The sequence below is a fragment of the Staphylococcus caeli genome (assembly GCF_900097965.1).
Taxonomy (GTDB): domain Bacteria; phylum Bacillota; class Bacilli; order Staphylococcales; family Staphylococcaceae; genus Staphylococcus; species Staphylococcus caeli.
Genome location: NZ_FMPG01000020.1, coordinates 1 through 12,886, shown reverse-complemented (window position 1 = coordinate 12,886; position 12,886 = coordinate 1). Strand labels below are relative to the sequence as shown.

At 30.6% G+C, this 12,886-nt stretch carries 13 protein-coding genes; 3 read left to right on the top strand and 10 right to left on the bottom strand.

The window, feature by feature from the left end; genetic code table 11:
* Window positions 1–24: 24 nt before the first annotated feature.
* The 7 genes from sbcC to sosA form a co-directional block, all read right to left on the bottom strand.
* Window positions 25–3,054 (bottom strand): exonuclease subunit SbcC, encoded by a 3,030-nt coding sequence (gene sbcC, locus BJS11_RS12515; protein ID WP_070014102.1) that lies wholly within the window; start codon window positions 3,052–3,054, stop codon window positions 25–27.
* On the bottom strand, window positions 3,055–4,185 hold the full coding sequence (gene sbcD / locus BJS11_RS12510; RefSeq protein ID WP_069996493.1) for an exonuclease subunit SbcD: 1,131 nt from the start codon (window positions 4,183–4,185) through the stop codon (window positions 3,055–3,057). It lies immediately after the preceding gene.
* A gap of 209 nt (window positions 4,186–4,394) precedes the next feature.
* Window positions 4,395–4,862, bottom strand: coding sequence for a CcdC family protein (locus BJS11_RS12505; RefSeq protein WP_069996492.1), 468 nt, complete (start codon window positions 4,860–4,862; stop codon window positions 4,395–4,397).
* A 202-nt stretch (window positions 4,863–5,064) separates the two neighbouring features.
* The gene (locus BJS11_RS12500; RefSeq protein WP_069996491.1) at window positions 5,065–5,304 is read right to left on the bottom strand and encodes a YneF family protein; all 240 of its coding nucleotides are present in this window, start codon (window positions 5,302–5,304) and stop codon (window positions 5,065–5,067) included.
* A 197-nt stretch (window positions 5,305–5,501) separates the two neighbouring features.
* Complete coding sequence (gene tkt / locus BJS11_RS12495) at window positions 5,502–7,490, bottom strand: transketolase (protein WP_069996490.1); 1,989 nt, start codon at window positions 7,488–7,490, stop codon at window positions 5,502–5,504.
* A 76-nt stretch (window positions 7,491–7,566) separates the two neighbouring features.
* Window positions 7,567–7,815 carry a DUF896 domain-containing protein gene (locus BJS11_RS12490; RefSeq protein WP_069996489.1) on the bottom strand — a complete coding sequence of 83 codons (249 nt, stop codon included), beginning with the start codon at window positions 7,813–7,815 and terminating at the stop codon, window positions 7,567–7,569.
* Between the two features lie 122 nt (window positions 7,816–7,937).
* Window positions 7,938–8,171, bottom strand: a complete 234-nt coding sequence (sosA, locus tag BJS11_RS12485) for a DNA damage-induced cell division inhibitor SosA (protein ID WP_069996488.1) — start codon at window positions 8,169–8,171, stop codon at window positions 7,938–7,940.
* A gap of 142 nt (window positions 8,172–8,313) precedes the next feature.
* On the opposite strand from sosA, the gene lexA reads away from it, so the two are divergent.
* On the top strand, window positions 8,314–8,937 hold the full coding sequence (gene lexA / locus BJS11_RS12480; protein ID WP_069996487.1) for a transcriptional repressor LexA: 624 nt from the start codon (window positions 8,314–8,316) through the stop codon (window positions 8,935–8,937).
* 201 nt (window positions 8,938–9,138) lie between these two features.
* Here lexA and BJS11_RS12475 read toward each other — a convergent pair whose 3' ends face one another.
* The 3 genes from BJS11_RS12475 to rpsN form a co-directional block, all read right to left on the bottom strand.
* Window positions 9,139–10,017: a CAP domain-containing protein gene (locus BJS11_RS12475; protein WP_374699943.1), complete on the bottom strand. Its 879-nt coding sequence runs from the start codon at window positions 10,015–10,017 to the stop codon at window positions 9,139–9,141.
* Window positions 10,018–10,171: 154 nt separating this feature from the next.
* On the bottom strand, window positions 10,172–11,149 hold the full coding sequence (gene guaC / locus BJS11_RS12470) for a GMP reductase (RefSeq protein ID WP_069996485.1): 978 nt from the start codon (window positions 11,147–11,149) through the stop codon (window positions 10,172–10,174).
* A 191-nt stretch (window positions 11,150–11,340) separates the two neighbouring features.
* Window positions 11,341–11,610 carry a 30S ribosomal protein S14 gene (gene rpsN, locus BJS11_RS12465; RefSeq protein ID WP_069996484.1) on the bottom strand — a complete coding sequence of 90 codons (270 nt, stop codon included), beginning with the start codon at window positions 11,608–11,610 and terminating at the stop codon, window positions 11,341–11,343.
* A 228-nt stretch (window positions 11,611–11,838) separates the two neighbouring features.
* Between rpsN and rpmG the strand changes: the two genes are divergently transcribed.
* Together rpmG and BJS11_RS12455 are read left to right on the top strand one after the other, a co-directional pair.
* Window positions 11,839–11,988 (top strand): 50S ribosomal protein L33, encoded by a 150-nt coding sequence (gene rpmG / locus BJS11_RS12460; RefSeq protein WP_017724369.1) that lies wholly within the window; start codon window positions 11,839–11,841, stop codon window positions 11,986–11,988.
* Window positions 11,989–12,409: 421 nt separating this feature from the next.
* Window positions 12,410–12,655 (top strand): YxeA family protein, encoded by a 246-nt coding sequence (locus tag BJS11_RS12455; RefSeq protein WP_069996483.1) that lies wholly within the window; start codon window positions 12,410–12,412, stop codon window positions 12,653–12,655.
* Window positions 12,656–12,886 lie beyond the last annotated feature (231 nt).

Genomic DNA, 12,886 nt, shown 5'->3' with positions numbered 1-12,886 from the left:
CTTTTCTTCTAAATAAAGATATGTTTATTGTTTCTTAAATTGTGCTATGCTTTGGTATTGTTCTGATATAACTTCTAAAATTATTGGAATTCTTTGTTTTAACTCACTTACATGTGAAATTATACCAACCATTCGCCCACTCGATTTTAAACTTAAAAGTGTGTCTAAGGCAGTTTCTAAAGTTTCTTGATCTAATGTGCCAAAACCTTCATCAACGAACATAGAGTCTAATGAGATTCCTCCTGACTCTTGTTGAACAATTTCACTTAACCCTAACGCTAAGGCTAATGATGCTTGGAAAGTTTCGCCACCTGAAAGAGATGTAATATGTCGTGATTGATTTGAGTGAGAATCAAACACATCTATTTCAAGTCCACTGTATCCTTGTGAAATTTGTGATCTTCTCGTTAATTGATACCTTTGACCAGTCATTAGCGCTAATCGTTGATTGGCTTGAGCCAAAATTCTTTCTAAATAGTAAATCAGTACGTAGTTTTCTAAAGTCAATTTTTGATCATTTTTACCTGCTAATATCTCCGCTAACTGGAAAATTTCTTGCTGTGTCTGTAACGCATTGTTTAACGTTTCTATAATGTTCTTTATTTCATTAATTTTCTTTCGATTAAGTTCCATTTTATACTCATGCTGACTCAATGAGGTTGATATCGTTTCCAGTGCATTTTGCTTGTTTTTATAGTCTTCAGTCAGCAATTCTATATCTTCTGGTTTTCTTTCCATTGTTTCTTCATTTAATTGTTTGATGATTAACTCCATCGATTGTTTCGATTTTTCATATGATTCTACTTCTTTTTCTAGTGCTTCTTTTTCCGATGTTTGAGCTGTTACTTGATAAATTTGATCGAGCGTTGTAAATCCAATACTCTGCATTTCATCTTGGATTTTATTGTTGATTTTTTCAATATCATTTTGCAATTCATCCTTATTTTTATCTAAATAACTTTTACTATTGCGCTCTACTGCCAATGTACTATTAAAATTTTGAATTTTTTGTTCCAACTCTTTTGTTTTATTATCAAAATCATTCACTTTATTATAATAGTGTTTGTAAATATCACTAAATTGATTAATTTCATTATATCCGGTCGTGTTCTCAAAATCATTAATAATCATTTCATTCTGTTTTAATTCATGCACTTTATTTTGTATTGCTATCTGTAAATCATGATAGTTATTTTCTAATTGCTGTTGTTTTAATTTTAATTTTTCAATAGCTTCGTTTTCCTTTTCAACTAAAACTTTTTCTTTATATTTCTTAGCGAGGTCTAATTCACGATCTTCATAATTCGTTGTTGCAATAGATTCCTCATTATACTTAAGTAATTGTTCGTCAATGTATTGCAATTCACTTTCATTCTTTATTTTACTTTCATTTAATTTATTTTTTTGTGTTTCGATTTCTGAAAGTTGTTTTTCTCTTCGGTTTAACTCTGCAAAATCAATATGTTCTTCTATAGAATTTATATGACTTCCACAAATAGGACAAGTATCTCCTGAATGTATTGAAGACTGTATTTGCTTAATCATTTCTCTCTTATCATTTAAATGGATATTGGTTTTATCGATAGTTTGGTACTTATCCATTAAATCAACTAATGCACTTTCATTCTCTTTCAAAAATGTTTGTTTTTGTGTCTTTCTTTTCAACAATGCGTCATATTCTTTTTTGTCTTGCTCATTTTGCTTTAAAACTTTAATTTCGTCTTTCAAAACATATATTTCTTCATTTATATACTCTAATTTTTTATAATTGGTGTGGCGTTGTTGTAATTGATTTTGTGTATCATTGATATTAATCTCATTATCTTTTAATTGCTCACGTAAATTCAAAAGTTCCTCATTATATAACTTGAATCGATTGTAGGCCTCACTATATTTTGAAGACTTATCATAAAAAATCTTTGTTTTATCAACAAAGTCACGATACTGTTCTATTTCATTAATATTATTTTTATAAAATTCTAATTCATCAATACTGTTCTTTAACTTTTCTTCAAGTTCTGCTAAATTTCTATCTTTTTCATTAATTTCAACATTTACTTTTTCTTTTTTCGATATTAAATTTTCTTTTGTATCTAATAAATTTACAACTGGACGTACTTCATTAATTTCTTTTATCCGTTTGATTTTTTTATTGATTTCGTCTTCACGTACCAACAATGAATCATATTCTTTCCTTTTGATATCTAAATGTTTTAGTGATTCTTGTAATTTCATATTCTCATTCAATTTAACTTCTGCTTGATTTAACAATTCTTGGTTTGCTTTCTTTTGTTGATTTAATTCTTTTTGAATTTCAGTCGCTTTTTTTTCAAAATCCGGTAATACTTCAAGCAAACGATTCGTTTGTCTAGCATTAACCATTTTATGTTCATTTAAATTGTCAGCTTCAAATGTTTGGATTTCTTGCCAAAAATTTTCTAAGGTATTAAAATGTTTTTCAATTTGTTGCCTAACTTCTTTCACATCTTCAGTAAGATATTTTTGAATTTCTTCAAACCTTTGACTATTAAACAAAGTCCTTAAAATCTCTTGCTTTTCTGAACTTTTTGATAATAGAAACCTTTTGAACTCACCTTGAGGTAAAATAAATAACTGTCTAAATTGGTCTGCATTCACACCTAAAAGTTGTTTAATATATTGATTTCCATTATTTATTTTGCTTTCTCTAAGTACATATTCATCTTTTTCTAATTGATATACAACTAATTGACCTAATGTTTTATTTTTATTGCCTTCTTTTATAAATGCGCCCTGTCTCTGGATTTTAAAAACATTGTTTCGTAATTTAAACTCGAATTCAACCTTCATAGGCATATTATTTTCCGCAAAATGACTTCTTAAATCTCCTTCTTTTCGATCTTTCGTTGAAGCTTCACCAAATAATGCATATACAATAGCATCGAATATCATTGTTTTACCGGAGCCAGTTTTTCCGCTAATTAGAAATAATTGGTTATTATTTACATAGGTAAAATCAATCGTTTCATTTAAAAATGGTCCAAAATTATTTAATTTCAATTTAATAGGTCTCATTTATTTAGTATCTCCTTCAAGTAATTCAGACATGATGCTCTCTATTTTTTTACTTTGATTTTTAGTAAGCTGTTCATCTGTGATACTTTGATAGAAATTATCTATTATCGTTGAATCATCTAATTTCTGTATTTCAATATTTTCATGATGTATTGGTGTATCAAAGTTAAATGTTTGGTTAGTAAGTGCCAAGGTATTTGGATAAATCTTTTTTAAGTGCATCATTGGATCACTTACGTGAGACATATGTTTTAATTTAAAATGGAAGTAATTATCTTTATGCATTACAGCTAACTTTTCTTGAATAGCATCTTCGTAATCACCTTCAATAACTTCTAATTGTCTTAGTGGTTGCAATTGAATAAACTTATCACTAATTACATTGTCTATGATTTCTAATTTTTTATAGCCTTTAGGTTGATTTGCTTCTGAAAAAGAATACTGCAAAATTGAGCCACTATAATTAATAAAATTTGATTTGATACTGAAGGGATGATGCAAATGACCTAACATCACTCTATCAAACTGTTGAAAAGCATCCTCAGATACAGATTCGACTGTGCCAATTGTGAGTGGTCTTTCCGATTCTGAACGTATTCCACCATGAACTGTTAAATGCCCAATTAAAATATTAACTTTATCTGTATCTATAACTTCTGACATATACTCCAACGCTTTATTAAGTGCCTGTTGATGAGTCTCTATGGATTTATCATCAAAAAAGAATTGCGCTTCATTAATAGTGGCAAAAGGCAACGTATAAAAATCAACATTTTCAATTGATATCGGCTTAGTAATAGCTTCAAGCTGTGTACGTATATACATTCCAGACTTTTCAAACCATTTTGCACCATAGTTCAATCTTTCTCTACTATCATGATTACCATTTGTTATTATTATTGGTATATTCATCTTCAAATTCAAAGTATCAATAACTGATTCTAATAATTGGATTGCGTCTTTATTGGGATAACTCGTATCATACAAATCACCTGCAACGACAATAACATCTGGCTGTTCTTCTTCCATTGCAACAATAAATTTATCTAATATATATTGTTGATCTTCTAGTAAAGATTTTCCATTTAAAATTCTTCCTAAATGCCAATCAGCAGTATGTATAATTTTCATAAAATCACCTTTCTACAGAACGTTTGTTCGTATATAATTTTATATCACCTTATTATTATTTTCAAGTAAAAAAATGAGGCTGGACATTTTTGCCACAACCTCAAAGTTATTATTTTAACAATCAATGTCTGATTGCAAAACATTATAAATTTTCTTATTGAACTCGATTAAGTAAACTTTCAAATCACTAACTTAATTATAAATTTTAATTAATTAACTAATGTTTTTTTCACTTTTTTATATTTATACAACATAGCCAAGCGCCAAGGGACAATCATGCAAAAAGCAAGTAAGAAAAACATGCCGGCTATTTCCCCTGGATCTATTTGATTACTAATAAAAATTTTAATTACTGTACGTATTAATAATAGAGAAATTAAAATTATTGGAAAAGCCTTTGATCTTTTCATGTATATTTCTCTACCTTTTGTTTCGAACCTAGAAGTCCAAATTAAAATTGTAGAAAATGCAACACCTAATATGATACATTCTATTATTTCTAACCCTGTTAACCTAAAATATGGTACGACATACATTAATGCACCTGTCGCCATGAAAAAGGGGGGAAGTATAATTTTCTTTTCATTTACTGGAAATTGTTGCGCCTTCATTCTTATAATGATTACACCGATACCCATTATAAAAGCAAAAGCTATTGAAAAAATTAAATATAACAAGCTTACACCTTCTTTACGTTTCTAAAAGTGATATTTACTTTCGTAAGTATATCATTTAACCAAGTATTAATCAGTAATTATAAATCGAATTCAATATACTTTTTAGATACCTAAATATAGTTACAGCTATAACCCCGCCACAGACAAAAATAAAGGCTGAGAGTTACTTTTCGAAAGTAGCTCTCAGCCCTTTAATGATTCGCTATTTAGACTTTTTCATTTGGTCTTGTTGATTCTTATTCATCATTGTCATCATTTGATTTATTTTCTTTTGAGAAGGTTTTTGACCCATTTGCATCATCATCATACGTAGCATTTCTTCATTGATTGGTGGGTTCTTTTTAAGATAATCCATCATATATTTTCTTGCTAGTAAAAATCCACCTACTAAACCTAGTATTAACGCTAACACGATTAATACAATTGCTAACCAAGTTGCCATTGTTTCACCCACTTTCCTATCCTAATGAATTTTACTAAAATAAGAGCTCTATTTCAAGAGCAACAATATTTATATTACTTTCGACCTAAGTATTATATCAATTCAAAAATCATTTTGTAAATATTAGCTTTTTATATCATAGAAAAAATGGTATGAGTGTTTAATTCTCATACCATTTTCTAATTAATCATTACATTTTAAAATGTTTGAATTTGATTTAAAACATTTTCTTTTGTAAAACCATATTTTTCAACAACTAAATCACCAGGTGCACTTGCTCCAAATCCTTCAATACCAATAACTTTACCTTCAGTACCTACATATTTATGCCATCCAAGTGGTGATGCCATTTCAATAGCAACACGTTTAGTGATTGATGCTGGTAATACTGATTCTTTATATTCTTTTGATTGTTTTTCAAAAGCATTCCAGTTTGGCATAGAAACAACACGTACGCCTTTACCTTGTGCCTCTAAATCTTTAGCAGCTTCTATTGCTAAATTAACTTCTGAGCCTGTAGCTAATAATAAGAATTCTGCAGCTTGATCAGATTCAAACACAACATAAGCACCCTTACGAACACCCTCTTCTACAGTTTCTTTGTCAAGATCCATTGTAGTTAAGTTTTGGCGTGTTAAGACTAATGAAGTTGGTGTTGATTCTGATTCTAAAGCTACTTCCCATGCTACTCTTGTTTCGTTTCCGTCAGCTGGACGAATTACATTCATATTAGGAATAGCTCTTAAACCTGCTAATTGTTCAATAGGTTCGTGTGTAGGTCCGTCTTCACCAACAGCAATCGAATCATGTGTAAATATGAATGTAGAATTAAGTCCCATAATTGAAGACAAACGTAAAGCTGGTTTTAGATAATCACTAAATACGAAGAAAGTTGCACCGTATGGATGTAATCCACCGTGAGCAGCCATACCATTCACTGCTGCACCCATCGCAAACTCACGTACACCAAACCAAATATTTTTACCTTCTGGTGTTGTTTTGTCAAAATCAGGTGCTTCTTTTACATTAGATTTATTTGAACCAGCTAAGTCTGCTGAACCACCAAAGAATGAAGGTACAGTCTTACTTAACGCTTGGATAACTTCACCTGAATCGGCACGTGATGCCCCACTATGACCAGCTTCGAAGTGTGGTAAAGCATTACTATAGTCAACTGGTAATTTACCACTAATCGCTAACTTGAATTCTTCTGCTAATTCTGGATATTTAGTAGTATATTCTTCAATCAGTTTATTCCATGCCTCTTCTTTTTCATTTGCACGTTTTAACATACTTTGTTGGAATATTTCATATACTTCTTGAGGTACGTTAAAACGTTTTTCAGGGTCTAAGCCATATTTTTCTAACGCTAATTTTCTTTCATCTTCTCCCAATGGCGCTCCGTGAACACCATGTGTACCTTCTTTATTTGGTGCACCAAAACCTATAATTGTTTTAATTTCAATAATAGTAGGTACATCTTGAGATTTAGCTTCTTCAATTGCTTTGTCAATTGCGTCTAAATCATTTCCATCTTTAACAAGTATGTGTTTCCAACCATATGCTTCAAAACGCCCTTTGATATCTTCAGAAAATGCTTTATCTAAGTCGCCATCTAATGAGATGTCATTTGAATCATATAGTACAATTAGTTTATCTAACTGGTTATGGCCTGCTAATGAAGCTGCTTCATGAGAAATGCCTTCCATTAAATCTCCGTCAGAAGCTAACACATATGTGTAATGGTCAACTACTTTAGCATCTTGTTTATTAAATTTACCTGCTAAATGTTTTTCTGCCATAGCCATACCAACAGACATTGCAAATCCCTGTCCAAGCGGTCCAGTAGTTACTTCAACACCATCTGTGTGTTTAAATTCAGGGTGTCCAGGCGTTTTTGAACCCCATTGTCTAAATTGTTTTAACTCTTCTAATTCTAAACTTCCCGATACATGCAATAAACTATATAAAAGAGCCGAACCATGTCCTGCTGACAATACAAAACGATCTCTATCAAAGAAGTTTTTTGATTGGGGGTTAAAGTTTAAATGACGTGTCCATAATGTATATGCCATTGGAGCAGCACCCATAGGTAATCCTGGGTGTCCTGAGTTAGCCTGTTCAACTGCATCGATACTTAACGCTCTAATCGTATCAACTGCTAATTGATCTTTTTCTTTATTCATTTATATGACTTCCTTTCTTCTAGCAAGATTCTAACCTATTATACCTTATTTATTATTCATTTAACAAAAAATTGATTTACTCTTTATCTTCTTTTTCTTTGGTATCTAATATATTTTTCACTTTATCTGGAGTAACATCATTTCCTTCTGGGTCAATAACTCTGGTACTTTCTAACTGTTGTTTGAATTTTTTTCTGAAAGACTTTAAATATGCTTCTCTAAGTTTAGATTGCTCTTTAGCTTCTTTTTCTGTCAGTCCTTGCTCTTTTTTCTTTTTAGCCAGTTCATTTATACGTTCTAAATCTACGCCATCTACGTTAGTCATGACATACCTCCGTTAATTTTTTCATATAGAAAAATATAACAAAAAATTGAGCGAAACAAAATCGTTTCGCTCAATGTCCCCAGTCTCTGTATATAACTATTTTATTTATATATACACTTTTGTTAATGTACTGCTGCAAAAACAGGTTGAGCTTCATGTTCGCTTTTTTGCTCTGTTTCAGTGTTTTTCTGTTCGCTGTCATTAGATTGATGTACCATTTGATGATCTGTCATTTCGTACGTTTGTTCTGAATTCGCATTGTTATGTGCACTTAATATAAATAATGCACAAAGCACCATAGTTACAACTAATACTATCATATAAGCTTTTATTTGAGATTTATATATTTTTATCATTTAAGGTCACTCCTAGAACGTTTGTTTGTAATATCACTTTATCAGAACGCTTGTTCTATGTCAACACTTAAACGAACAAACGTTTGTAATTTATAAATGTACATGCTATAATTAAGTCAAATTAAATTAGGGAGTGCCTATTATGAGAGAGTTAACAAAACGACAAAATGAAATATTTGAATATATCAAGCAGACTGTTCATTCGAAAGGGTATCCACCAAGTGTGAGAGAAATTGGTGAAGCTGTAGGCTTAGCTTCCAGTTCTACTGTGCACGGACATTTATCTAGATTAGAAGAAAAAGGTTATATACGAAGAGACCCTACTAAACCACGCGCAATTGAAATTGTAAATGAACAATTAGGCGAACCAGTTAATATGGAAGAAACAATTCATGTTCCTGTAATAGGTAAAGTAACCGCTGGAATACCTATTACAGCGGTAGAAAATGTAGAAGAATACTTTCCTTTACCTGAGCATTTTACTTCGACACACAACAGTGACATTTTCATATTAAATGTAGTTGGTGATAGTATGATTGAAGCTGGAATACTTGATGGAGATAAAGTGATTGTTAGAAGTCAAACTATCGCTGAAAATGGTGATATTATTGTTGCTATGACTGAGGAGAATGAAGCTACTGTTAAACGTTTTTTCAAAGAGAAAACACACTATCGCTTACAACCTGAGAATAGTACAATGGAACCAATATACTTAGATCAAGTTGCAGTACTAGGTAAAGTAGTAGGATTATTTAGAGAAATGTAATTAGCGTTATCATCAAATCAAAGACACTCTCAAAAAAATAAGAGGATGCGCAGTTTGCGCAACCTCTTATTTTTCATTCTTTTTCTCTAAAACGTCTTTCACTTTTTCAAGAATATCTTCTGTTTTATTTTCTTTTTTAGTAGTCATAACTTACTCATCCTCACAAAATAAAGGATACCCTTTTACAACACAAAATAAACATTAGCCAGAATAGTTTTCTGTCCAATATGGTTGTTTGTTTTCATTAAAATCCACACCAACACCAAGTGTTTTAAATTCTTGTTTTAATATATTTTTTCTGTGACCTAATGAATTCATTAAACCTTCGTGTGCATATATGCTACTTGTTTGTCCATAAGCTAGATTTTCACCAGCAGTATTAAAGTCATGGCCATCAGCTTTCAATCTATCAAATGGAGACTCACCTGATAAATTATTATGATCAAAATAACGGTTATCAGCCATATCTTTACTGTGCTTTCTTGCAGTATCAGAAATACTTGCTGAATAAGTTAAAGGTTCTAATTGATGTTGAACGCGTTCAGCATTCACTAAATCAAAATTTTGCAATTCAAAACTTTTAGCTAGTCCGTCTGAAGGTGCACCGTACTGTTCTTGTAACCGATTCTCCATCTTATCACTGACTTGTAAAAGTGCCGTTAAATTATTATCATTATGTTTATCATAAAAAACGGTTGTATAGATTTGGTCTTTATGAAAATTATCATAACCATCATCTTGAACATCAAATTTTACGCGCCCTTTTTGCTTTTCAGTTATAGGTTGACCTAAACGTTCCCTTACAACTGATTTAGGCGAACCGTACTTTATTTTTGATTTAGAAGAAATTACATTTTGATTACTGTATAAAGCATGCACTTTATTATCAATGTAACTTACCATTACAAATGATTTATAATTGTCAGAGAAGTAAGTAAACCATTTTGTACCATATTCGTTTGATGTAACTCTTTGAGCCGTACCTAGTTTATCTTCAACATTTTGTTTCGACATATTTATTTGAATATTGTTTATAGCAAAATCTTGTTTACTCGGTACTTTTAATGCATCGTTTGTCATTGATTTGTCTGTAGTCCAACTATCTACTTTAGATTTAAAGGTTTGCTGTAATGACAACATTGATGATGATTCTTTAATAGGAACAATTAAGACAATGGCCAAGAAAATTACTATGTATACTAAAAATTTTCTAATTTTTTACACCTACTAAAATTTAGTCTCTATCTCCATTGAAAATTGAATTTCTAACAATTACATAATCCACTTTTCTTAATGAGTTTAAATCTTTACCGCCTGCATATGAAATTGAACTTTGTAAATCCTGTTGCATTTCAATTAATGTATTAAATAAAGAACCTTTGTGTTCAACAAACATTTTTTTACCTTCTACATTCTTATGTTCACCTTTTTGGAATTCTGATGCACTACCGAAGTATTCTTTATACATTTTACCATCTAACTCAACCGTTTCACCTGGTGATTCTTCATGTGCAGCAAATAATGAACCAACCATAACCATTGATGCGCCAAAACGGATAGATTTTGCTATGTCACCATGAGTTCTAATACCGCCATCAGCAATGATTGGTTTACGTGCGGCTTTACTGCAGTGATTTAATGCAGATAACTGCCATCCACCAGTACCGAATCCTGTTTTAATTTTAGTAATACAAACTCTACCCGGACCAATACCTACTTTAGTTGCATCAGCACCAGCATTTTCTAATTCGCGAACTCCTTCTGGCGTACCTACGTTACCAGCAATTACAAATACTTCTGGAATATGTTGTTTAATATGTTTGATCATATTAATAACTGAATCAGAATGGCCATGTGCAATATCAATCGTAATATATTCAGGTATTACTTTTTCAGCTGCTAATTTTTCAACAAAATCAAATTCACGGTCTTTTACACCTACTGAAATAGAAGCAAATAAACCTTTGTCTTGCATTTTTTTAGTAAATGGAATTCGACCTTCTTCATCAAATCTATGCATAATGTAGAAATAATCATTTTCCGCAAACCATTCAGCTAATGTTTCGTTCATAACAGTTTGCATATTGGCTGGAACAACTGGTAATTTAAAGCTTCTTGGGCCAAATTCAACAGTTGTATCACACTCAGAACGACTATTTACAATACATTTATTCGGTATAAGTTGGATATCTTCGTAATCAAAAATTTTCACTATTTAACAAACCCCTAACATTTTTAATAAAACATTTATATAATGGTAAGATTTTCATTATAAATATGATAATTGTTATAGAAAAAATTAATTGATTTGCCATAATTTCCGAACAATAACATTTATACTATCTTAACCAATAGATAATATACATTGTTTTAAACTAAATGTAAATGCACATGAGTCTGAAATTACCAACTTGCTTTTTTTACACCAGGGATTTGTCCTTTGTGTGCATATTCTCTTAATGCTATACGTGACATTCCAAACTTACGATATACACCTCTTGGGCGTCCTGTGACCTTACAGCGGCGTGTTAACCGAGTTGGTGATGAATCTCTCGGTAACTTTCTCAATGCTTCATAGTCACCCTTTGCTTTTAATTCTTGACGCAATTCAAAATATTTTTCAACCATGCGTTCTCTTTTTTCTTCTTTTGCTATTTTCGATTTTTTAGCCACTTGAAATCTCTCCTTTTACAAATCGTAATTATTACGTTTTATATACTAACATAAATATTTATCATTTCAACAATAATTTTCTCTATTAAATATTTTTCATTTATTGTACATAACGTTAACTTGTTAAAAAGCAAAAGTTAAAATTCCATAAAACTTTATTGAAAAGTTCTAGTTCTTATGCTAAAATTTTAAAACGTAATCATTACTGTTAAGAAAGAGGTGTGCACTTTGCGCGTAAATATTACATTAGCATGTACAGAATGTGGCGACCGTAATTATATTTCTACGAAAAATAAAAGAAATAATCCTGAACGTATTGAACTTAAAAAGTTCTGCCCAAGATTAAATAAATATACATTACATCGCGAAACTAAATAATATAATGCAAATCTTATCTTTTAAATACGACAAATTTAGAAATTGATGAATAGCACTATATTTTAACTCAGACTAGTACAATTAAGTACTGGTCTTTTTTTATGCACTTAAATTCTTTCCCTTCTATATTAATATACTTACCAAGCTTTTTTATTTTAATTAGAGTGAAATTTATATTACAAAATATGACATTTCTGTTCGTTGTTTTATCAATTATTGCCCCTATATAATATATGCAACAACTAAAGGAGATGAACAAAATGAAAAAAGTCTTTTTATTATTAACTAGTTTCTGTTTTATAATTTTATTAATTTTAATAGTCTTATCAGTGTTGTCTTTTACTAAGTCCAATAATGAAAGCGAAATATCACAAATTATAGATCAGTATAACCCCCTGGTAAAAAGCAACACTCGTACCTCATCACAAAACACAACCCAGATAAATTATTAGAACATGGCAGAGTGAGCTACACTCAAGATACCGTTGATGAACATGGAAATGTCACCAAATTAACATTTACAACAATTGAAAAGTTAAAACCAAATCGCTATTTAAAGGTTACACATAAAAGAGATTACGTTAAAACATATGAAGAAGTTAGCGAAAAAGAAGTCCCTACTAAAGCTTTAAAAGAAGGCTATACACTTTTAACGGTTGGTGAGTAAAATCATCAATCGTTTTTTTTATGTTTGAATACAAAAAAAGCACAAATATCTCTATAATTATAAGCGACGAAACCATAATTAAGGAGAGATATCTGTGCCCTATACTTATAATAAAACAAATTACCTTGGTTTGAAAGTAGATAATATTTATTTTTCAAATGAATTACCTCAAGAAATATACTACAAATGCATCAAAACACTATTTTATAAAGCTGTTTTAACCTATGATGT

Excerpts from the sequence above, each read along its gene's own strand:
- sbcC (WP_070014102.1), bottom strand. The coding sequence starts at position 3,054 with ATGAGACCTATTAAATTGAAATTAAATAATTTTGGACCATTTTTAAAT.
- BJS11_RS12490 (WP_069996489.1), bottom strand. The coding sequence starts at position 7,815 with ATGACTAACGTAGATGGCGTAGATTTAGAACGTATAAATGAACTGGCT.
- tkt (WP_069996490.1), bottom strand. The coding sequence starts at position 7,490 with ATGAATAAAGAAAAAGATCAATTAGCAGTTGATACGATTAGAGCGTTA.
- sbcD (WP_069996493.1), bottom strand. The coding sequence starts at position 4,185 with ATGAAAATTATACATACTGCTGATTGGCATTTAGGAAGAATTTTAAAT.
- BJS11_RS12500 (WP_069996491.1), bottom strand. The coding sequence starts at position 5,304 with ATGGCAACTTGGTTAGCAATTGTATTAATCGTGTTAGCGTTAATACTA.
- lexA (WP_069996487.1), top strand. The coding sequence starts at position 8,314 with ATGAGAGAGTTAACAAAACGACAAAATGAAATATTTGAATATATCAAG.
- sosA (WP_069996488.1), bottom strand. The coding sequence starts at position 8,171 with ATGATAAAAATATATAAATCTCAAATAAAAGCTTATATGATAGTATTA.
- BJS11_RS12475 (WP_374699943.1), bottom strand. The coding sequence starts at position 10,017 with ATGACAAACGATGCATTAAAAGTACCGAGTAAACAAGATTTTGCTATA.